Annotated in this window: 22 protein-coding genes; 11 read left to right on the forward strand and 11 right to left on the reverse strand. The window is 60.2% G+C overall.

Features of this window, described 5'->3' with window-relative positions:
* Positions 1-3 precede the first annotated feature (3 nt).
* Genes ACP7BX_RS01355 through ACP7BX_RS01375 form a run of 5 tightly spaced genes read right to left on the reverse strand, consistent with a single transcriptional unit; the run spans position 4 to position 4,617 of the window.
* Complete coding sequence (locus ACP7BX_RS01355; RefSeq protein WP_426131255.1) at positions 4-975, reverse strand: ABC transporter ATP-binding protein; 972 nt, start codon at positions 973-975, stop codon at positions 4-6.
* On the reverse strand, positions 972-1,928 hold the full coding sequence (locus tag ACP7BX_RS01360) for an ABC transporter ATP-binding protein (protein ID WP_314532809.1): 957 nt from the start codon (positions 1,926-1,928) through the stop codon (positions 972-974). Before ACP7BX_RS01360 ends, ACP7BX_RS01355 begins: the two co-directional genes overlap by 4 nt.
* Positions 1,925-2,782 (reverse strand): ABC transporter permease, encoded by an 858-nt coding sequence (locus ACP7BX_RS01365; protein ID WP_426131258.1) that lies wholly within the window; start codon positions 2,780-2,782, stop codon positions 1,925-1,927. The genes ACP7BX_RS01360 and ACP7BX_RS01365 overlap by 4 nt, the downstream gene beginning before the upstream one ends.
* Complete coding sequence (locus tag ACP7BX_RS01370; RefSeq protein ID WP_269133229.1) at positions 2,779-3,726, reverse strand: ABC transporter permease; 948 nt, start codon at positions 3,724-3,726, stop codon at positions 2,779-2,781. The genes ACP7BX_RS01365 and ACP7BX_RS01370 overlap by 4 nt, the downstream gene beginning before the upstream one ends.
* A gap of 3 nt (positions 3,727-3,729) precedes the next feature.
* Positions 3,730-4,617 (reverse strand): proline iminopeptidase-family hydrolase, encoded by an 888-nt coding sequence (locus ACP7BX_RS01375; protein WP_426131260.1) that lies wholly within the window; start codon positions 4,615-4,617, stop codon positions 3,730-3,732.
* 183 nt (positions 4,618-4,800) lie between these two features.
* Here ACP7BX_RS01375 and ACP7BX_RS01380 point away from each other — a divergent pair, with 183 nt between their 5' ends.
* Together ACP7BX_RS01380 and ACP7BX_RS01385 are read left to right on the forward strand one after the other, a co-directional pair.
* Positions 4,801-5,565 (forward strand): LuxR family transcriptional regulator, encoded by a 765-nt coding sequence (locus tag ACP7BX_RS01380; RefSeq protein WP_033902536.1) that lies wholly within the window; start codon positions 4,801-4,803, stop codon positions 5,563-5,565.
* 92 nt (positions 5,566-5,657) lie between these two features.
* Positions 5,658-6,590: a proline iminopeptidase-family hydrolase gene (locus ACP7BX_RS01385; protein ID WP_426131262.1), complete on the forward strand. Its 933-nt coding sequence runs from the start codon at positions 5,658-5,660 to the stop codon at positions 6,588-6,590.
* Between the two features lie 36 nt (positions 6,591-6,626).
* On the opposite strand, the gene ACP7BX_RS01390 is transcribed toward ACP7BX_RS01385, so the two are convergent.
* Entirely contained in the window at positions 6,627-8,129 is a 1,503-nt protein-coding gene (locus ACP7BX_RS01390; protein ID WP_177111566.1) for a nucleobase:cation symporter-2 family protein, read from the reverse strand.
* Positions 8,130-8,287: 158 nt separating this feature from the next.
* Between ACP7BX_RS01390 and ACP7BX_RS01395 the strand changes: the two genes are divergently transcribed.
* On the forward strand, positions 8,288-9,121 hold the full coding sequence (locus ACP7BX_RS01395; RefSeq protein ID WP_177003500.1) for a nucleoside-binding protein: 834 nt from the start codon (positions 8,288-8,290) through the stop codon (positions 9,119-9,121).
* Here ACP7BX_RS01395 and punC read toward each other — a convergent pair.
* Positions 9,118-10,302, reverse strand: a complete 1,185-nt coding sequence (gene punC / locus ACP7BX_RS01400) for a purine nucleoside transporter PunC (RefSeq protein ID WP_426131265.1) — start codon at positions 10,300-10,302, stop codon at positions 9,118-9,120. The genes ACP7BX_RS01395 and punC overlap by 4 nt on opposite strands.
* 122 nt (positions 10,303-10,424) lie before the next feature.
* On the opposite strand from punC, the gene punR reads away from it, so the two are divergent.
* Positions 10,425-11,348, forward strand: a complete 924-nt coding sequence (gene punR, locus ACP7BX_RS01405) for a DNA-binding transcriptional activator PunR (RefSeq protein ID WP_038850377.1) — start codon at positions 10,425-10,427, stop codon at positions 11,346-11,348.
* On the opposite strand, the gene ACP7BX_RS01410 is transcribed toward punR, so the two are convergent.
* Positions 11,329-12,498 carry an aspartate aminotransferase family protein gene (locus tag ACP7BX_RS01410; protein ID WP_314532836.1) on the reverse strand — a complete coding sequence of 390 codons (1,170 nt, stop codon included), beginning with the start codon at positions 12,496-12,498 and terminating at the stop codon, positions 11,329-11,331. The genes punR and ACP7BX_RS01410 overlap by 20 nt on opposite strands.
* 102 nt (positions 12,499-12,600) lie before the next feature.
* Here ACP7BX_RS01410 and ACP7BX_RS01415 point away from each other — a divergent pair, with 102 nt between their 5' ends.
* Complete coding sequence (locus ACP7BX_RS01415) at positions 12,601-13,506, forward strand: LysR family transcriptional regulator (protein WP_033902542.1); 906 nt, start codon at positions 12,601-12,603, stop codon at positions 13,504-13,506.
* On the opposite strand, the gene ACP7BX_RS01420 is transcribed toward ACP7BX_RS01415, so the two are convergent.
* A complete protein-coding gene (locus ACP7BX_RS01420) occupies positions 13,503-14,126 on the reverse strand; it encodes an HAD family hydrolase (protein ID WP_033902543.1) in 624 nt (207 codons plus the stop codon). The genes ACP7BX_RS01415 and ACP7BX_RS01420 overlap by 4 nt on opposite strands.
* A gap of 294 nt (positions 14,127-14,420) precedes the next feature.
* On the opposite strand from ACP7BX_RS01420, the gene ACP7BX_RS01425 reads away from it, so the two are divergent.
* Complete coding sequence (locus ACP7BX_RS01425; protein WP_426131268.1) at positions 14,421-15,644, forward strand: anthrax toxin-like adenylyl cyclase domain-containing protein; 1,224 nt, start codon at positions 14,421-14,423, stop codon at positions 15,642-15,644.
* Positions 15,645-15,704: 60 nt separating this feature from the next.
* On the opposite strand, the gene fabV is transcribed toward ACP7BX_RS01425, so the two are convergent.
* Entirely contained in the window at positions 15,705-16,898 is a 1,194-nt protein-coding gene (gene fabV / locus ACP7BX_RS01430; protein WP_033902545.1) for an enoyl-ACP reductase FabV, read from the reverse strand.
* A gap of 308 nt (positions 16,899-17,206) precedes the next feature.
* Here fabV and ACP7BX_RS01435 point away from each other — a divergent pair, with 308 nt between their 5' ends.
* Together ACP7BX_RS01435 and ppnN are read left to right on the forward strand one after the other, a co-directional pair.
* Positions 17,207-18,031: an aspartyl/asparaginyl beta-hydroxylase domain-containing protein gene (locus ACP7BX_RS01435; protein WP_033902833.1), complete on the forward strand. Its 825-nt coding sequence runs from the start codon at positions 17,207-17,209 to the stop codon at positions 18,029-18,031.
* A 150-nt stretch (positions 18,032-18,181) separates the two neighbouring features.
* Positions 18,182-19,555 (forward strand): nucleotide 5'-monophosphate nucleosidase PpnN, encoded by a 1,374-nt coding sequence (gene ppnN / locus ACP7BX_RS01440; RefSeq protein ID WP_025856956.1) that lies wholly within the window; start codon positions 18,182-18,184, stop codon positions 19,553-19,555.
* Position 19,556: 1 nt separating this feature from the next.
* On the opposite strand, the gene ACP7BX_RS01445 is transcribed toward ppnN, so the two are convergent.
* On the reverse strand, positions 19,557-19,949 hold the full coding sequence (locus tag ACP7BX_RS01445) for a RidA family protein (protein WP_314532853.1): 393 nt from the start codon (positions 19,947-19,949) through the stop codon (positions 19,557-19,559).
* A gap of 155 nt (positions 19,950-20,104) precedes the next feature.
* Between ACP7BX_RS01445 and ACP7BX_RS01450 the strand changes: the two genes are divergently transcribed.
* The 3 genes from ACP7BX_RS01450 to ACP7BX_RS01460 all read left to right on the forward strand — a co-directional run bounded on the left by ACP7BX_RS01450 (position 20,105) and on the right by ACP7BX_RS01460 (position 21,201).
* The gene (locus tag ACP7BX_RS01450; protein WP_426131271.1) at positions 20,105-20,362 is read left to right on the forward strand and encodes an AbrB/MazE/SpoVT family DNA-binding domain-containing protein; all 258 of its coding nucleotides are present in this window, start codon (positions 20,105-20,107) and stop codon (positions 20,360-20,362) included.
* Positions 20,359-20,754 carry a PIN domain-containing protein gene (locus ACP7BX_RS01455; RefSeq protein ID WP_426131273.1) on the forward strand — a complete coding sequence of 132 codons (396 nt, stop codon included), beginning with the start codon at positions 20,359-20,361 and terminating at the stop codon, positions 20,752-20,754. Before ACP7BX_RS01450 ends, ACP7BX_RS01455 begins: the two co-directional genes overlap by 4 nt.
* Before the next feature lie 72 nt (positions 20,755-20,826).
* Positions 20,827-21,201, forward strand: coding sequence for a hypothetical protein (locus ACP7BX_RS01460; protein ID WP_426131275.1), 375 nt, complete (start codon positions 20,827-20,829; stop codon positions 21,199-21,201).
* The last annotated feature ends 1 nt before the right edge of the window (position 21,202 follow it).

Raw genomic sequence — 21,202 nt, forward strand, 5'->3', positions numbered from 1 at the left:
GGGTCAAAGCAAAGGTTCTTCAAGCACGCAACTGTACCGATGCTCGTGCAGGAAATGCGTCGGCGGCAACACCACGGAACACACGGCTCGGGCATGCCGGCAACGCGGGTGGAAGGCGCAGCCTGTAGGCAAATTCAGCGGGCTCGGCGGTTCGCCCGGCAAGGGTTCGGTAGGCAATGGCCGATGGGGATCGATCTCGGGAATCGCCTGGATCAACGCCGCCGTGTACGGGTGACGCGGTGCGGTAAAGACCGCCTCCACAGGACCTTCCTCGACGATCTTGCCCAGATACATCACCGCCACGCGATCGCACAGGCGGCGCACGATGGCCAAGTCATGGGCGATGAACAGGATCGCCAGGTTCATGCGCTGTTGCAGCTCCAGCAACAGGTTGATGATCTGGCCCTGGATCGACACATCCAGCGCCGCCACACACTCATCAGCGATGATCAGCCGTGGCTCCACCGCCAGTGCCCGGGCAATGCCGACGCGCTGGCATTGCCCGCCGCTGAGGGAGCCGGGTTTGCGGCTGGCCAGTTCGGGGCGCAGGCCGACCAGGTCGAGCAGTTCATTCACACGCGCCGGAACCTGCTCCGGCGTGACCTTGCGCTGCACCCGCAACACTTCGGCAATCGTCTCGCCGATGGTGTGGCGCGGATTCAGAGCGGCATACGGGTCCTGGAAGATCATTGCGGTTTCATGGCGCAGACGAGTGATGTCGATGGCACAACCGTGAGCCATGTCGATGCCATCAAACAACACCTGCCCGGCGCTGATCGGATTGAGGTGCAGGATGGCGCGACCCAGGGTGCTTTTGCCGCTGCCGGACTCACCGACCAACCCCAGGGTTTCACCCGCCGCCAGCTCTAGCGACACCCCGTTCACCGCCCTCACCCACTGTTTGTTCAAGCCAAACAAACCGGTGCCGGACGCGGCAAACTTCACCTCAAGGTCCTTGATCTGCAGCAGGCTCATGGATGCACTCCCAAGGGGTAATGACAGGCGACTCGCGCGCCTTCCGGCAGCACCTCGGTGCACAAGGTGCCGACCTGTGGGCAACGTGGGTTGAAGCGGCAGCCGGCGGGCAATGCGTCCAGCAACGGCGGCTGTCCAGCAATTGTGCGCAGCAAGGCGTGTCCGCTGCTGTGGGCAGGTTGGCAATCAATCAAGCCTGCGGTGTAAGGATGCTGCGGATGCGCCAGCAAATCATATTTGCTGCCGTGCTCACACAGGCGCCCGGCGTACATCACGGCGATGGCGTCGCAGGTTTGCGCGACCACGCCGAGGTCGTGGGTGATCATGATGATCGACAGGCCACGCTGATCACGCAGCTCCAGCAACAGCCGCAGGATCTGCGCCTGTACCGTCACATCCAGGGCGGTGGTGGGTTCGTCGGCGATCAGCACTTTCGGGTTGCAGCCAAGGGCCACGGCGATCATCGCGCGCTGGCGCATGCCGCCGGAAAACTCGTGGGGGTAGTTGTCGACCCGCGCCTGGGGATCAGGGATGCCCACTTGGCGCAGCACGTCGATAGCTTGCAGCCGCGCATCTTTTTTCGAGGCGCCTTGGTGCAGGCGAATGCCCTCGGCAATCTGCTCACCGATGCGCATCAACGGGTCCAGGTGGCTGCTGGGGTTCTGGAAAATCATGCCCAACTGACCGCCGCGCACGGCACGCATGCCGGCGTCATCCAGTGACAATAGATCCTGGCCGGCCAGCCTTACGGCACCGCCTTGCACCCGCAGATTGGGGGAAGGCAATAAACGCATCAGGCCGCGACAGGCCATGGTTTTGCCCGAGCCGCTTTCCCCGACCAGGCCGAGGATCTCGCCCTCGGCCAGATCGAAGGACACGCGATCAACCAGGGTCACATCCCGCCCGGCGTTGTTGGCGATCACACTGAGGTCGCGCACTTGCAACAGGCTCATGAGCGATCTCCCAGCACTTGCGCCACGCCATCAGCGAGCAGGCTGAAGCCCATGGCCAAGGTCACGATGGCCAGCCCCGGAAAGGTGCAGATCCACCAGGCGGTGGTGATGAAGGCCTGCCCTTCGGCCACCATCGTGCCCCATTCGGCGGTCGGCGGTTGCACGCCCAGGCCCAGGTAACTCACGGCGGCGCCATTGAGCAACACCAACACCGCGTCCGACATGGAAAACACGATGGAGCCGAACATCGCATTGGGCAGCAGGTGCCGGAACAGAATCCGCCCATGGCCAAAGCCCAGGCTCTTGGCGGCCAGGGCAAAGTCGCTTTCCTTGAGCACCAGGATCTGCGAGCGGATCAGCCGGGCGTAGGACACCCAGCCCACCAGCGCCATGGCGATATAGAAACTCTTCAAGCCTGGACCGAGGATGGCCATGATCGCCAGCATCAGCACCAGGAACGGGAATGCCAGGATCACATCGATCACACGCATGCAGACACTGTCAAAACGCCCGCCGATGTAACCGGAGACCGCGCCAACGAAGGTGCCGATTATGAACGGGAAAATCACCCCGACGATGGCCAGTTGCAGGTCAATACGTGCGCCCCAGATCACCCTCGAAAGGATGTCCCGACCATAGTTATCCGTACCAAACGGATGAGCCAGGCTGGGTCCGAGCAAACTGAAATCCGTGTTCTGCGCAATCGGGTCGTAGGGCGCGATCCACGGCGCGAACAGCGCAAGCACCAGCCACGCCAGCAGAATCAGCAAGCCCCACGCCGCCGTCAGCCGGCCATTGCGAAAGCCGAAGCGCAGGCGCAAGCGCCAAGGGGCAATCAACAGGCGGCTGCTCATTGCATCTTCACCCGTGGGTCAAGGGCCACCGTCGCTACGTCAGCGATGAAGTTGACGATCACCGTCGCGCAGGCCAGCACCATGGCCACGCCCTGCACCACCATGTAATCGCGGGTGAAGATCCCACGCACCAGCAATTGGCCGATGCCGGGGATGGCGAACAGGCTTTCGATCACCACCGTGCCGCTGATCAGCCAGCCGATGTTCACCGCCAGCAGGTTGACCGCTGGCACCAGGGAGTTGGGCAGCACATGGCGACGAAACACTGCGGCTTCCGACAATCCACGTGCCCGGGCGGCGGTCACATGGTCGGCCTGCAATTCCATCAACATGCTAGCCCGCAGGTTGCGCACCAGCACCGCCGACAGCGCCAGGGCAATCGTCAGGCAGGGCAAAACCATGTGGTGCGCCTTGTCCAGCCAGGTGCGGCCATAGCCCGACACCGGAAACAAACCCCACTGCACACTCAGCAACAGGATCAGCATCAAGCCCAGCCAGAACGCCGGCATGCCCAGGCCGACGGTGGTGAAGACACGAATCAGGTTATCCGCCCAGCCGCCCTTGTTGCGCGCGGCCAAGGTCGCCAACGGCACCGCGATCAACAGCGCCAGCAGCACGCTGCCAAGCACCAGCACCAGCGTGGGTTCAATGCGCGTGACGATCAGTTTGAGGGCGTCGACCTTGTACAGCAGCGATTGGCCGAGGTCGCCCTTGAGCAGGTTCTTCAGAAAGTAGAAGTATTGCAGCCACAGCGGCTGGTCGAGGCCGTACTGGGCACGGATCTTCAGCAAGGCGTCCGGTGTGCTGCGCGAGCCCAGCAGCGCACGCGCGGGGTCGCCGGGAATCGAGCGCACCAATACAAAGGTGATCAGGCTGATGCCAAACAGCACCGGCAGCAATTGCAGCGGCCGGGACAGCACAAAACGGTAGCGCGCCAGGTTCATCCGTCAGCCTCGGTGACGAGCGAGGAAGTCCAGCAGCACCGGGAAATACGCCTGGGGTTCTTCATAAAACGGCATATGGCTGCTGTTGGGGAAGACGTGCAGTTCGGCGTGCCGGGCCGCTATTTTCATGCGCATGGCGCAGGCCGGGGTGAGTTCGTCATGCTGGCCGGTGGTGATCAGGATCGGCATCTTGAACTCGGCCATCTCGGGGATGCGGTTCCAGTCCTTGAGGTTGCCGATGTAGAGGAATTCGTTGGGACCTTGCATGGTTTCGTAAGGGCCCATGTTCCAGTCGTCGAGTGAGCGTTTGACCGGCGCGGGCCACTCGTCCAGGCGGCACACGTGGCGATAGTTGAGCAAGGTAATCGCCGCCTGGTATTGCGGGTGGTCCAGGGTGCCCATGGCTTCGTGGCGCTGCATCATCGCCACGGTTTCGCTGCCGAGGGCGCCGCGCAGGCGCTCCAGTTCCTGGGACAGGTGCGGAATGTCGCCCACGGTGTTTTCCAGGATCAGGCTTTTCAGCGCGTCAGGGTAATGGATGGCGTATTCGATACCGAGCCAGCCGCCCCAGGAATGCCCGAGCAGGTGCACACGGCCCAAGCCCAGGGCCTGACGCACGGTTTCGACTTCTTCGACATAACGGCGGATTTCCCACAGCGAAACGTCGGTGGGTCTGGCTGATGCGCCCGTGCCAAGCTGGTCGAATGCAACCACTCGCAGGTTATGCTCTTTGAGCCAGCCATGGGCGTCGCGCAAGTAGTCACACGGCAGGCCTGGCCCGCCGTTGAGGCACAACAGCACCTCATCGCCTTCGCCAAAGCTGTAGACCACGAGGTTATGGCCGTCGACTTGCACGTTGTACTGCTGGTCGGGGGCAATTTCACGCCACATGCATACATTCCTTGTGTTGTATCGGCCTGGCAGGTAGCGGCCGTTTATCAGGCCAACACTACCGAGGATGCCGCGCGTCCATAACCTAGTATTTCTTATAGGTTTGGCCTGGCAGTCCTTCGCCGGGGCGTGGCATTCTACTTGCCGCAAGTCGAGATTCAAATGAATTCGGGAGCCGAACGGATGCTGGCCAAGCTGACTGCGTTAAATCACCGTCTGATGCCGGGCAGGAGCCTGGACGAGCAGATGGACAATACCTTTGTCCTCGCCCAGCAGTTGGGCTTCGATGCATTGGTGTATGACTACACCCCGGTGCCGATGGACCAGGACGGCGCATTGATCACGCCCTCGGTACTCGCACTGCGTAATACCCCGCCCGATTGGCATGCCTTGTGGTGCAGCGAAGGGTTCTACCAGATCGACCCGGTGCAACATCTGGCCCTGAGCACGGTGTCACCGTTCGTGTGGTCCTACGACGTCAAGGCCGATACCCCACTGCAAAAGATCATCGATCCCTGCCACGCGCCGGTTTCGTCCTACTTGCACGACCAGCAATTGACCTGCGGCGTCAGCGTGCCGATCCACTTGCCCCGTGGCGGCTTCGCCTCGCTGACTGGCCTGCGCACCGGCAACGCCCGCACCGTGTTGAAGGATGCGCAGCAGACCCTGTCGGATTTCAGCCTGATTTCCCATGCCTTGCAGGAAGCGGCCTACCCGCTGTTCAGCAAGGAGCTACGCACATATCCGCATATTCACCTGACCAAACGCGAACGCGAGTGCCTCAAATGGGCCGCCGACGGGCTGACCGCCGCCGAAATTGCCACGCAATTGAGCCGCTCGCTGGCGGTGGTCACCTTGCACCTGGCCTCGGCGATGCACAAGCTGGGGGCCAAGAACCGCGTGCAGGCGGTGGTGCGCGCCACCCATTACCGCCTGCTCGAAGACTGACCGGTGGGCAAAACCTAGCTGTTTTGCTAGTTACTTAAATTTCGCCCACGCATTATCGTGTCCCTGATCCTTTTTTCAGAGCAGGGTACGAAATGGAATTCATCGAAAAAATCCGCGAAGGGTATGCGGCGTTTGGCGCCTACCAAACCTGGTACCGCGTCACCGGTGACTTGTCGAGCGGCCGCACTCCCCTGGTGGTTATCCACGGCGGCCCCGGATGCACCCACGATTATGTCGACGCGTTCAAGGACGTCGCCGCCAGCGGCCATGCCGTGATCCACTACGACCAGCTGGGCAACGGCCGCTCCACTCATCTGCCCGACAAAGATCCGTCCTTTTGGACCGTGGGCCTGTTCCTCGAAGAACTCAACAACCTGCTGGACCACCTGCAGATCAGCGACAACTACGCGATCCTCGGACAATCCTGGGGCGGCATGCTCGGCAGTGAACACGCGATCCTGAAGCCCAAGGGCCTGCGCGCCTTTATCCCCGCCAACTCGCCGACGTGCATGCGCACCTGGGTCAGCGAAGCCAACCGACTGCGCAAATTGTTGCCCGAAGGTGTGCATGAAACCCTGCTCAAACATGAAGCCGCCGGCACCTACCAGGACCCGGAATACCTCGCCGCCTCGCGGGTGTTTTATGACCAGCACGTGTGCCGAGTCATCCCGTGGCCGGAGGAAGTAGCGCGCACATTTGCCGCAGTCGATGCAGACCCGACGGTGTACCACGCCATGAGTGGCCCGACCGAGTTCCATGTGATCGGCAGCTTGAAAGACTGGAAGTCCACGGGCCGTCTGTCGGCGATCAATGTGCCGACGCTGGTGATCTCCGGCCGACACGACGAGGCCACGCCGCTGGTGGTCAAGCCGTTCCTGGATGAGATCGCCGATGTGCGATGGGCGCTGTTTGAAGACTCCAGCCACATGCCCCATGTGGAAGAACGCCAGGCGTGCATGGGGACTGTGGTGAAGTTTTTGGATGAGGTGTGTTCAGCGAAGTACAACGTACTCAAGGCTGGTTGAATCAGTAGGGGGGCTGGCAGGTCAGCCCCCCTTACTTCAGACCTCGGTAGCCTCAGCTTTGGTTGCCCTTTTCGGGGCATCCGGCACCAGCGGAATCTCCCGCCCCTCGGCATCAAACAACTTGCCGCCTTTGAAGTAATCCCCATCGCGCAGTTCCGACACATCACGGAAGCACAGGCTACGCTCGGTACCCGCCACAAACACCGACTGCTGGTCGGAGTTACCGGCGGTGAAGTGGTTGAACGCCAGGTTCAGCAAAATCGCCATGATGGCCGACGAACTGATCCCCGAGTGAAAAATGGTCGCGAACCAGGTCGGGAAGTGATCATAGAAGCTCGGTGCCGCAATCGGGATCATGCCAAAACCGATGGAAGTGGCCACGATGATCAGGTTCATGTTGTTGCGGTAATCCACCTTCGACAGCGTGCGGATGCCACTGGCCGCCACGGTCCCGAACAGCACAATCCCGGCCCCGCCCAACACGGAAGTGGGCACCGCCGCGATCACCCTGCCCATGAAGGGCAACAAGCCGAGAATTACCAGGAACAGCCCGCCCGTGGCTACCACAAAGCGGCTCTTGACCCCGGTCACCGCCACCAGGCCGACGTTTTGGGCGAAGGCGCTTTGGGTAAATGAGCCGAAGATCGGCGCAAACATGCTCGACAGCATATCGGCGCGCAGGCCGTTGCCCAGGCGTTTCGAATCGACCTTGGTGTCGATGATCTCGCCCACCGCCAGGATGTCCGCCGAGGTTTCGACCAGGGTCACCATCACCACGATGCACATGGAAATGATCGCGGCGACATGGAAGGTTGGCATGCCGAAATGGAATGGCGTAGGGAAACCGAACATCGGACCCTGGGTCACGCCGGAGAAGTCGGCCATGCCGAGGAACACCGCAATCACCGTGCCGATGACCATGGCAAGCAAAATCGACAGACGCGAGATGGTCGCGCTGCCGATCTTGCTCAGCAGCAACACCAGCACCAGGGTCAGCGCCGCCAGGCCGATGTTGGACATGCTGCCAAAATCCGCCGCGCGACTGTTGCCGCCCATGGCCCAGCGCGCCGCAACGGGCATCAGGGTCAGGCCGATGGTGGTGATCACGATGCCCGTCACCAGCGGCGGGAAGAACTTGGTGATCCGTGAAAACACCGGGGTTATCAATAACCCGATCAACGACGCAGCCATCACCGCCCCGAGAATCGCCGGCACCCCGCCAGCGCCATCACTGCCGACAATCGCCACCATGGTTGCCACACCGGCAAACGACACGCCCTGCACCAGCGGCAACTGACAGCCAAAAAACGGTAGACCCAAGGTCTGCAACAGCGTGGCCAAGCCACCGGCAAACAGCGACGCGGCGATCAGCAGGCCGATATCCGCCGGGGACAACCCGGCCGCCTGGCCGACAATCAAGGGGACCGCAACAATGCCGCCATACATCGTGAGCACATGTTGCAGGCCGTAAGCCATGTTGGCGGCGACGCCGAGATTCTCATCTTCTGGCCGCTGCGGTGACGCCTTCGGGATAGTCATGGTGAGGGGTTCTCTGTTTTTGTTGTGCGGCCACTGTATGCAATGTTTGGACTGGATGTCCATAGAGTTGTATACAATCAATCGAACAAGTTACCCTCCATCGGCGTTACAAAAACAATCCGGCCGTGATGAGCCAGAACGCCAAAGGACCCAGAACAATGAAAAAGGCACTACAGGGCGCAACCGTCGCACTCACCCTGCTCGGCGGCGGGGAGGCCGTCGCAGTGGAATGGATGAACAACAGCGTAGGATTTCGCTACGGCCAGCAGTTCACCAATCCGAATAACCCCGACGAATTCAGCAAGCGCATCTACAGCTTCACCCACGCCAGCGGCTACCAGTACGGCAGCAATTTCCTAAACCTCGATGTATTCCTGTCCGACAGCCGCGATCCGCGCAAGGGTACTGATCATGGCGGGAGTGAGGTGTACGCGGTGTACCGCCACCAACTGTATGCGTCGCGGGTGTTCGATGTGCCGTTGGGCACCGGCCTGGTCAAGGATTACGCGCTGACCCTGGGTTTTGACGCCAACCGTAACAACAACTTCGCCTCAGCGAAGAAACGCGCACTGGTGATCGGCCCGACGTTGAAGTTCAACACCGTCGGCGTCCTGGACCTGAGCTTGATGTACTACAAGGAAAGGAATCACACCGGCATCCCCGGCGCGAAGGAGTCGAACCACACGTTTGACGACACCTACATGCTCAACCTGACGTGGATGCGCCCCTTCGAAATCGCCAACCATGCGGCGAAATTCCAGGGTTTCATCAATTACGTCGGGGAAAAAGGCGAGGACTACCACGGCCGTGACACCGCGCCCGAGGCCCTGATGCGCACCGCGCTGATGGTGGCGGTGCGACCGGGCAAAAGCGTCAAACCAAACCTCTACCTGGGGGTGGGTTACGAGTATTGGCATAACAAGTTCGGCGTGGATGGCGGCCGGGGTAGCCGCACATCGACGCCGACGGTGAACCTGGAAGTGACGTTCTAGGCGGTCGCCAGTTCCGAATCACCGGCTTTCGGCCGCGCCAGCCAGTAACCCAACACCGCCAGTGGCGCGGTCGCCAGCATCACGATCACGGTGATCAGCAGCGGTTGCTCGATCATCGACGACACCAGCAGGCTGCTGAGGAAACACAGGCCCAGTTGCAGGGTGTTTTGCAATGCCGCCGCCTTGCCGGAATTTTCCGCAAACGGCATCAGCGCATTCGCCACGACGATGGGGTAACTGGCACCGTTGACCAGCGCCATCAGGCAGAACGGAATCAGCAAGGTGGTGAGGGTCGGCACCGTCAGCGTGGCAACCAGGTACAACGCCAGCATGCTGATGCAATACGCCAGCAGCAACCAAGGCAACAGCGTCTTGCCCTGGAAGTGCTGCAGCGCGCTGCGGCAACTGTAGCCGCCGACCAGGAAGGCCAATGTCGGCAATACGTAGCTCAGGCCAATGTCATTGGGGCTGTAGCCCATGTCGCCCAGGATGAAGGGCGAGGCCGTGAGCCAGGCGAAGAAACTGGCCGAGCAGGCGGCGAAGATCATGACGTTGCCGGTAAACACGCGAGACGTCAGTAACTGCCCATAACCGAGGCGCGAACGCTCACCCTCCTCCGTCGGACGTTTCGCCAATGTGCGCAGGAACAACGTCGGCAGCAACAACAGCAACGACACGCCCAGCAATACGCCGAAGATCGCCTGCCAACCCAAGTGATTCAGCACCATCGCGCCCAGCAACGGCGCCAACGCTGGCGACAACGACATCAGCGGCATGATGCTGGCGAACACACGATGAGCCTTGTCAGCCGGGTAGCGGTCGATCACCAACGCCTGCCAACTGACGGCGGCGGAACACACGCCAATCGCCTGGACAAAACGCAGCGCCAGCAATTGCGGTGCGGTCTCGACCCAGAACATCCCTGCGCAACCCAGCACAAACAGGCTCAGGCCGGCGAGCAGGACGGGCTTGCGCCCCAGGCGGTCGGACAATGGCCCCCACAACAACTGCCCCACCGCAAAGCCGGCGAGGAAAATACTCAAGCTGGCACCCACCGCGCCTGCGCCAATCTGCAGCTGTTCGCCCATGGCGCCGAACGCCGGCAAGTACATGTCCATGGCGAGGTAACCGAGCATGCTCAGCCCCGCCAGATACCAAGTGAAACCAAAAGAATTTTTCATTGAAGCCTTGTTAACCCTGCCATCAAACTATTTGCTGACTGGCGCCCATTATGAAGCTGACAGTTTCTGTGTGAAGCGATAATAATTGGACACTCTCATCAATAAATTTGAAGGCAGCCGCCATGTGGTCAGAATATTCCCTGGATGTGGTCGATGCCGTGGCGCGCCATGGCAGTTTCAGCGCCGCCGCTCAGGAACTGCATCGCGTGCCGTCAGCCGTCAGCTATACCGTGCGCCAGCTGGAAGAATGGTTGGCAGTGCCGCTTTTTGTGCGGCGCCACCGGGATGTGGAACTGACGCCCGCTGGCCGCCTGTTTATCGACGAAGCCCGTGGCGTGATGAAAAAAATGCTCGGCACCCGACGCCTATGCCAGCAGGTCGCCAACGGCTGGAGCGGCCAGTTGAAGGTGGCCGTGGATTCCATCGTCAAACCTCAGCGCTGTCGGCAGTTGGTGCTGGACTTCTATCGACAATTTCCCGAGGTCGAGCTGTTGCTGGAGTACGAGGTGTACAACGGAGTATGGGATGCCCTGGCCGATGAACGCACCGACATCGTGATCGGCGCGACCAGCGCCGTGCCGGTGGCCAGTCACTTCACTTTCCGCGACATGGGCTTGTTGAACTGGCTGTGCGTGGTCAGCGCGCGACACCCGCTGGCCAGCGTCGAAGGGCTGTTGAGCGACGATCAACTGCGCCCCTTTGCCTCGCTGTGCATGACCGACACCTCGCGTAACCTGCCCAAGCGCGACACGTGGACATTGGATAATCAGCGACGCCTGGTGGTGCCCAATTGGGCGTCTGCCATCGATTGCCTGCGCGACGGCCTGTGCGTCGGCATGGCCCCGGCGCATCAGGTGTTGCCGTGGATTGAGCGCGGTGAATTGGTGGCACTGCAACTGAGCCGGCCATTTCCGGCCAGCCCGTCGTGTGTGGCCTGGGCGCAGAACAAGCTGTCCCCGGCCATGGCCTGGCTGTTGGACTACCTGGGCGATACCGAAACCCTGAACCAGGAGTGGCTCAACGGCCCTACGCCAGCAACCGAGTAATGGCCCGCACGATCATCTCGACCTCTTTTGCATCCAAAGTCAGCGGCGGCAGCAAGCGAATGATCTTGCCCCGCGTGACGTTGATCAGCAGCCCATGTTCCTGGGCTGCGCGCTGAGCCAGGTCACGGTAGGGGCTGGCCAACTCGATGCCGATCATCAGCCCCTGGCCACGAATCGCCAGGACCTGCGGATGCTCACTCAACTCCACGCGCAACCGCGCCAGCAGGCGCTCGCCCTGTTGCGCGGCGTTCTGTAGCAAACCTTGCTCCTCGATGATGTCCAGCACGGTACACCCCACACGACACGCCAGCGGGTTGCCACCAAAGGTGCTGCCGTGACTGCCCGGCGTGAACAATTGGGCCACGGCGGACCGTGCCAGGCACGCGCCGATCGGCACACCATTGCCCAGGCCTTTGGCCAGGGTCATCACGTCCGGGACGATGCCTTCATGCTGGAAGGCGAACCAGGTGCCAGTGCGGCCGATGCCGGTCTGGATTTCGTCCAGCATCATCAGCCAGCCATGGCCTGTGCAGTGGTCGCGCAGGGCTCGCAGGTAACCCGGTGGCGCCGGCAGTACGCCACTTTCCCCCTGGATCGGCTCCAGCAGCACCGCTGCAATGCGCGGGCCGAATGCCTTGGTGATCGCTTCCAATGCCACCAGATCACCAAAGCCCACCTTGAGAAAATCCCCCGGCAACCGCTGGAAGCCCAGCCTCACCGAGGGGCCATCGCTCGCGGCCATGGTGCCGAGGGTGCGGCCATGAAAGGCGTTCTCCATCACCACCACCAACGGCTCTTCGATGCCCTTTTTCCAGCCATGCAGGCGCGCCAGCTTGAGCGCTGTTTCGTTGGCTTCAGCACCGGAATTGTTGAAGAAGGCGCGGTCCAGGCCTGACAGCTGTGTGAGGCGCTGGGCCAGCCGTTGTTGCCAGTCGATGCTGTAAAGGTTGGAGGTGTGCAGCAAGAGCCCAGCCTGCTCGCTGATCGCCGTCACCAGCCGGGGGTGCGAGTGGCCGACATTGGTCACCGCCACGCCGGCGACCGCGTCCAGGTATTCGCGGCCCTGCTGGTCCCAGAGTCGCGTGCCCAGGCCGCGCGTGAAGCTCAGGTCCAAGGGTTGATAAGTGGTCATCAGGCAGGCGGCGGTCATGGTGCGGGCTCCAGTGCATCGTAGTGATGGCTACAGTATCGTTAGCCACCTGAGCTGGATAAACTGCGTATATCTGCAATGACTTTAAATCAAGGCTTGATAATGGATCTGTTTCAGGCAATGTCTGTGTACGTGAAGGTGGTCGAGACCGGCAGCATGACGGCCGCAGCCCAGGCCTGTGGGATGTCCACCACCATGGTCGGCAACCATCTGCGTGCCTTGGAGCAGCGCCTGGGCGTAAGCCTGCTCAAACGCACCACGCGCAAACAAAGCCTCACTGAGTTCGGCGGGCAGTATTACCAGCGCTGTCTGGAAGTGCTGGGGTTGGTGGCCGACTCCGAACAACTTGCCGAGCAAGCCCATAGCGATATCCCCAAAGGCAATCTGCGCATCACTGCGCCCCCCGTGTTCGGCACCGAACGCCTGACACCGGCCTTGAGCGAATTTTCCCGGCGCTACCCACTGATCAACCTGTACGTGGTGCTGAGCAATGAGCGGATGGACTTGGTCGACAGCGGCTTCGACGTGGCGATCCGTCTTGGTGAACTGGAAACCTCCAGCCTGATCGCCCGGCCAATGCAGGACTACACCCTCACACTCTGCGCGTCACCTGAATACCTGGCACGACGGGGCACGCCGCAAACGCCCGATGAGCTGCAGCACCACGACTGCCTGGCGTTTGCCTACCCGGCAAGTGACAACTGGCGCGACGCCGACAAACTGTGGCGAATGACCGGCGAGGGCGGCGAGGTGGAGGTCCCGGTGTCCGGCTCATTGACCATCAACAGCTCGCAAGGCTTACGCCAGGCGGCCGTCAACGGCATGGGCATCATCATGCTGGCCGACGCCCTGGTACAACCGGACCTGGAAAGCGGCAAGCTGGTGGCCTTGCTCACTGCCTATCGACTCCCCAGCCGCCCCATGCACCTGCTCTACGGCCAGGACCGTTATCGCCTGCCCAAACTGCGCGCCTTCGTGGATTTCGCCATGGAAAAGTGGGCGCGCTAGAAGCTCACGCCCAACGCTCGCAATTGCGCGGCAGTACCTTCGGCCGACACGTGGTGGATCCCCTGCCAGCCGAGGGCGATGGCCGCCTCGATATTGCCGGCAACATCATCGATAAATACAACTTCAGAGGGCTGGATGTCCGGCAGGTGGCCGCGTACCTGACTGAGACTGGCGTCGTAGATTGCCGCATCAGGCTTGATCAGTTTCAGCTCGCCAGACACCACGATATCGCGAAAGCACTGCAGGAACGGGTAATTGGCCCGTGCATAAGGAAAGGTTTCCGCCGACCAGTTGGTGAGCCCGAACAACGGCATATCGGCCTGGTGCAGCGCCTTGAGGATCGCCACGCCCTCCGTTAATGGGCCACGCAGCATTTCGTGCCAACGGTCGTAATAGGCCTGGATCAGTCGCTCATGATCTGGGTGCTGCTCGATCAGGCTGCGGGTACCTTCGGCCAAGGAGCGACCGGCGTCCTGCTCGGTGTTCCAGGCCTGGGTGCAGATATTCTCGAGAAACCATTGCCGCTCGTGATCATCGGCAATCAGCTTGCGGTACAGGTGCTGCGGGCTCCAGTCGAACAGGACACCGCCGAAGTCAAAAACCACTGCACGAATTGTCATACGCTCCTCCCATTCATTTGCACGACAGTTTCCCATGCTGATCGCACCCAGCCGCGAGTCAACACGCGTAGGATCGCTCTGATAATTTCACCGCTCAAACGCAACAAACACCTAGGCCGAATCACGTTTGCGCACCGGAACGACCCGCCTCCCATTGCGTTTCATACAAGCCGTCATACTTTTTCCTCCCCGCCGAAGAATGGCTTCTTTAATGTCTCCCGTGCAATCGAAGGAATACTGGGGTCTGGAAGGGATCATCCAACATGCCAATAAAACATGATTTGGAGATGCACCATGATAGGCGTACTGAGTTCAGCCCAGATATCGCGTCAGCTTGGCTTGAATGCTTTGCAAGGCTCTCCACCGCGTCAGCCGACGGCCACTGCACCAGAGGCAAACGACTCGGTAAGGATCGCATTCGAGCGCACCAGGAAACAAACGGGAATAGTCCCGAGCCACCTTGTCCCTTTGCAGGAAATTGCGGCGCAGACCAACTCCATCATCGGCGTGCGTCCAGTCGAAACCGTCGCCACCGGGTTGATAGAAGCCGGCCACCCCACCAAGAACTTTCATATCAAGGGAAAAAGTGCCAACTGGGGACCGCAGGCCGGCCTGATCTGCACGGATCAAGCCTTCAGCAAGCTTGAGAAATTCAAGCACGAAGCCCCCGAGAAACTGAACCGCGCCAATGAGCAAGTCGCGGACTGCATCCGCAAGAACGATGCAGTCGCCATCCCTCTGGAGATCTCACAAAATCGCCTCGGTGAATTGATGAAACTCGGCCACATCGCTGAACTGGCACCCACAGAGAAGGACGGCATACTGCATTTCAGCGCCCAGGGGCCTAGCCAGCAGGTGTATACATTCGAAGGCAAACGCACGTCGCCCTCAGCCGATAATTACCTGATCAGCCATGAGGGCAAGCCTATTGAAGTGCTGGCGGAACGCGCGGGAGGCAAGGCATTGACGGCCGACTATGACCTGCACATGGTGGCGCCCCATCTCGGCGACTACGGCGCTGAAGACAAGCTGCCGGTGCCCGATGTCGCGCACAGCGTTTTGACGCAAAGGATAGATCGCTACAGACACTGTCATTCAGACCCTGAGACTTTCCAGGTGCCAATGCACCTGCGGGCAGATTATGAAAGCGTCGCGCGCTTCTATCAAAAGGAAGACCCCGATCTGGGAAATGCCTCAGCGCGAATAAAGCAAATGATTGATTTGATTAATCATCGGTTGGTCGGCAATGGCGAGAAGGTGGTCCACCACAACGCGGACTCCGGCAGCCCGGCAACAGATGTCGCCGCCAACTACCCGGCAACGTTCTTCCTACCGACCAAGCTCGGGCGGTTCGATGAAATCTGCATGATCAACGACAGCAAAGAAATGGCGGAATTGGTCAAGACAGCCAAAGACAGCGGCTATCACGTGCCCCTGAATCCGCTGTGGGAGAAAGAGGTGGTGAGTATCAAGCGTACTGGTTTTAGCAAGGCCCTTCGAGTGTTCAACCAAGGCTGAACGCGCAGGTGAAGCACAAAACAGCAGCCTCATAATCGAGGCTGCTGTCTATTCCATCACTTAAGCCGAGATGAGACCGTTGATCTTCACGGTCGGATTCACGTCAGCCTCGTAGTCCACGCCGTCGATTTCAAAACCGAACAGACGCAGGAATTCAGCCTTGTAGCCGGCAAAGTCGCTGATCTCGTTGACGTTGTCGTCGGTGACCTGATTCCACAGTGCCGCCACGGCGTCCTGGACTTTCGGTTCCAGCTCGGCCAGGTCGGCACGCAGGCGGCCATCGGCGTCAAGTTTTGGCTGGCTGCCGTACAGGCTGTCCTTGAACAGACCGTAGACCTGCTCGATGCAACCTTCGTGGGTGCCCTGCTCTTTCATCACTTTGAACAGCAGCGACAGGTACAGCGGCATGATCGGGATGGCCGAGCTGGCCTGGGTGACCACGGCCTTGAGCACCGACACACGGGCGTCGCCCTTGAGAGCCGCGAGGTTGTCGCGCAGGGTCAGGACTTTCTTGTCGAGGTCTTTCTTGGCTTCGCCGATGGAGCCGTTCCAGTAGATGTCCTGGGTCAGCTTCTCACCAAGGTAGGTGAACGCAGTGGTCTTGGCACCTTCGGCCAGCACGTCTGCGTCACGCAGGGCGTCGATCCACAGCTGCCAGTCTTCGCCGCCCATCACTTTGACGGTGCCGTCGATTTCTTCCTGGGTTGCAGGCTCCAGCGTGGTGTCGACCACAACCCCCTTGTCGGTGTTGATCCCGCGCAGGGTCACAGCCTTGCCGATCGGCTTGAGGGTGGAATTGTGCACCACGCCTTGCGGGTCGGTACGGCGTGGCGCGGCCAGGCTGTAGACCACCAGATCGATCTTGCCCAGGTCTTTCTTGATGGTTTCGATGGTCAGGCGCTTGATCTCGTCGGAGAACGCGTCGCCGTTGATGCTCTTGGCGTACAGGCCTTTCTCGACGGCAAACTTCTCGAACGCAGCGCTGTTGTACCAGCCGGCGGAGCTCAGCTTGCCTTCTTCGCCTTCTTTCTCAAAAAACACGCCCAGGGTGTCGGCGCCGCAGCCAAAGGCAGCACTGATGCGCGCGGCCAGGCCGTAGCCGGTGGAGGCGCCGAGGACCAGCACCTTTTTCGGGCCGCCTTCGATGACGCCGTGTTGAGTCACGTAGTCGATCTGCTCTTTGACGTTCGCTTCACAGCCAACAGGGTGAGCGGTCACACAGATGAAGCCACGAACCCGCGGTTTGATGATCATAAAATTTCTGCCTCTTCCAAGGTGCCGAAGGCCAATGGTGGCCATTCAACTTCAATCGTACCGGTCTATGACGTCCAAAAAACCGAAGCGTCACGATAGTCGCAAATCTTCTGTTTACAAAATCCAATCCACTCAACGCTGATCCGGTTAAAAACTGTGTAGCGCCTTCACAATTTTGCAATATTTAAAACGCCTCTCCAGCGTCGAACGCCTTATCATGACGTAGTTGTTTCAATATGTTTCACACCTTCCCACTCGCAGCCACGGATCCGGACCTGTCGAATGGCGTCCAGCTGGAGCTGAGTTTCATGAGCAAGTCTGCCTTACGCAAAAAAGCCGTGTCGGTCGCCTGGGTACTCGGCGTCCTGTTGATCATTTGCCTGATCCCCCTGACGACGGCGGTGTTTCTCAGCCTCGTCGTGGTCTGCGGGGTCTATGATTTCCTGCGCAACGGCCTGTATGACCGTGACACGTTCAAGAAATATTTTATCGGCAGTGGCCGCAACACTTGGCTGCTGGCGCCGTTCAACACCCTGTTCGACCTGTTCAGCTCGCCTAACCGCCACGTCTACACGATGGCCGACCTGCCACCGGCCTGGCGTGAAGACCTGCAACAGGTCATCGACGATGCCATGGCGCACAAGGATCAAATCATTGGCTATCTCGACGAACGCATGGCCGAGAAGAAGCGCGGCATGTTGTTTTTCCAGTGGTATGGCCAACCCATCGAGACCACCCTCGACATCCCGGAACTGCGCAAAAAACTACCATTCGTGAAGACCATCGGCGTGTCGGTATTCAATGAAAACCGCTCCACCTCCTTCCACTTCGGCCCCCTGCGCATGATGTTCCGCGTGCTCTACAACATGGCGCCAGCACCCCATCACGAAGGCGTCTACATCCAGGTCGGCAAGCACAAGCATTACTGGCACGACGACCCGCTGTTTATCTTCGATGACACGCTGATGCACGCGTCTTTCAACAAAAATGATGCCAAGCGTTACTGCCTGTTTATCGACATCGTGCGGCCAACACCGGTGCCGATGGTTCTTAACGCTGTGATCGCTGGGTTTGCCGGGATGGCCTTTACCCTGCGTCGGGTTTTCTACAAAAACTGGAAGCTGATTCAGTGAGTTCTGCGGCATGATGGTGCTGGACGGTGTTTGCGCTCGGCCTTGCGCCTGAGGTAAATATCCGTCTCGTGCGACCGAATTCGGCGCCCATCATTCTCAAGCCATCGCGGCCCCTTGCGGATGCGATGGCTGCGCTTTCAAGGAATCAGAATGCCCCAACGTCAAGTCATCAATGCCTCCGTCAGCCCCAAGGGTAGCCTCGAAACCCTGTCCCAACGTGAAGTCCAGCAACTGAGCGAAGCCGGTACCGGCAGCATCTACACCCTGTTCCGTCAGTGCGCCCTGGCGATCCTCAACACCGGCGCACACATCGACAACGCCAAGACCATCCTCGACGCCTACAAAGACTTTGAAGTACGTATCCACCAGCAAGATCGCGGCGTGCGCCTGGAACTGCTGAACGCACCCGCCGACGCCTTCGTCGACGGTGAAATGATCGCCAGCACCCGTGAAATGCTGTTCAGCGCCCTGCGCGACATCGTCTACACCGAGAACGAGCTGGACAGCCAGCGCATCGACCTGAGCAATTCCCAGGGCATCACCGACTATGTGTTCCACCTGCTGCGCAACGCCCGTACGCTGCGCCCCGGTGTCGAGCCGAAGATCGTGGTGTGCTGGGGTGGGCACTCGATCAACACCGAAGAATACAAATACACCAAGAAGGTCGGCCATGAACTGGGCCTGCGCAGCCTCGACGTGTGCACGGGCTGCGGCCCCGGCGTGATGAAAGGTCCGATGAAAGGCGCGACCATTTCCCACGCCAAGCAACGCATTACCGGAGGCCGCTACCTGGGCCTGACCGAGCCGGGCATCATCGCTGCCGAAGCGCCGAACCCGATCGTCAACGAACTGGTGATTTTGCCGGATATCGAAAAACGCCTGGAAGCCTTCGTGCGTGTCGGTCACGGCATCATCATCTTCCCAGGCGGCGCCGGCACGGCCGAAGAGTTCCTGTACCTGCTGGGCATCCTGATGCACCCGGACAACCGCGACCTGCCGTTCCCGGTCATCCTCACCGGGCCGAAACACGCGGCGCCGTACCTGCAACAGCTGCACGCATTCGTCGGTGCCACCCTGGGCGAAGCGGCGCAGGCGCACTACCAGATCATCATCGACGACCCGGCCGAAGTGGCGCGCCAGATGACCGCTGGCCTCAAGGCCGTGAAGCAGTTCCGTCGCGAGCGCAACGACGCGTTCCACTTCAACTGGCTGCTGAAGATCGACGAAGGCTTCCAGCGCCCGTTCGACCCGACCCACGAGAACATGGCCAGCCTGCAACTGAGCCACGCGCTGCCACCCCACGAACTCGCCGCCAACCTGCGCCGTGCGTTCTCGGGGATCGTAGCGGGTAACGTGAAGGACAAGGGCATCCGCCTGATCGAGCAGAACGGCCCCTACGAGATCCACGGTGACCCGGCCATCATGAAACCGCTGGACGAGCTGCTACAGGCGTTTGTCGCCCAGCACCGCATGAAGCTGCCGGGCGGCGCGGCGTATGTGCCGTGCTATCGCGTGGTTCAGTAAGCTAGCGCTGCACTGCCACGCATTTGATTTCCACCAGCAGACCGGGGTGTGCCAACTCGGACACTCCGATGGTGGTCCAGGCGCAATGCCCGCGTGGGAACAGGCGGTTTTTCACGTCACGGAAAACCGCCATGTGCTGGCTCATGTTGACGTGGTAGGTGGTCATGTCCACCACGTCGTCGAACGTACAGCCACCCTCCTCCAGGACCTGCCTCAAGTTCTCCCAGGCTGCGACGAATTGCGCCTCTGGATCGTCAATCACAGCCAATGCCTCCGTGCGTCCGACCTGTCCTGCGCAGTACAACGTCTTGCCGACCTTGACGGCGGGCACGTATCCAGCACGTTCGACAATGGGGCCCATGGCAGCAGGGGTAATGAGCTGGCGATCGGTCATATGTTGTATCTCTTTGCGGGTGTTTTCGGACGTGCCCGGGGCATAACTCGGGCTATCTTTTTACCTGTTCCGATCAACTCACACCAGAAGAGCAACCTATGGACCAACGGATCTTGTCCTCCATAATTCCTTACCCTAAGGTAAGGAACATCACGATGGAGATCTTCACTATGGCCACCGCCACGCTTACTTCAAAAGGGCAAATCACCATTCCCGTCCAGGTCAGAACTGCCCTGGGCCTGGAGACAGGCGATCGCGTTGAATTTGTCGAAATGGAAGACGGCAAATTTTCCATGATTGCCGCCAGCAAAACCGTACACGACCTCAAAGGCCTGATCCAAAAGCCCACCAAGGCCGTCTCACTGGATGAGATGAACCGTGCCATCGCAGCACAAGGGGCGAAAGCGGGATGATCGGACTGGATACCAATGTGCTGGTGCGCTATGTCACCCAGGATGATCCCGTGCAATCGCCCAAGGCATCTGAGTTGATTGAGTCGCTTACCGCCTTTGCACCGGGCTTTGTCAGCCTGGTGTCCGTGGTGGAGTTGGTATGGGTTCTACAAAGTTGTTATCAGTCTGCCAAGGGTGATGTGGTGACCGTGCTCGAAACGCTGCTACGCACCCGAGAACTGACCATCGAGCACGGCGAGATCATCTGGCAGGCACTGCGACGATTCACCGCCAGCACAGCCGATTTCGCGGACTGCTTGATAGAACGCTGTGCTCATGCTGCAGGCTGCGAATATACCGCCACCTTTGATTTGAACGCTGCGAAGGCCGCGGGGATGAAGCGACTGATCTGAGCCTTTGCCGTTGCGACGCCCGCCAGGCTTTGGTAAAAGTCGCGTTCAACCTCTATCGAGAGAAAGACCTACGTGCGCACGCTTCTTCTCGCTACCTTGACGATGGCGTCCGGCACGGTGATCGCCGAATCGATCACCTGGCCCGACCTGCCAAAAACCTGCTTCGTCAGTGGTCGTTCCGCCACCAGCCTGGATGTCGACGCGGGCTGTGCAGCCTTCCTGATCAACGTGAAAGGCCAGGCCGCAGGCACGCCGATCAAGCTGGATATTCCGCAGTACGCCCTGCACGTCGACGAAGCCACCGGCAAGGAAACCCCGGTGATCCTCATCCAGGCAGAAGAGAATGGCGAAATCAAAGCCGTTGGCTACAAGGAACTGGACACCGATCAACTCGGCGCCGCGCTATTGCGTGAAGTTCGGCTTCTGGGCACGACCAAGCCGATCTGAC

The organism is Pseudomonas sp. DWP3-1-3b3 (assembly GCF_049896305.1).
Taxonomy (GTDB): Bacteria; Pseudomonadota; Gammaproteobacteria; order Pseudomonadales; family Pseudomonadaceae; genus Aquipseudomonas; species Aquipseudomonas azotoformans_A.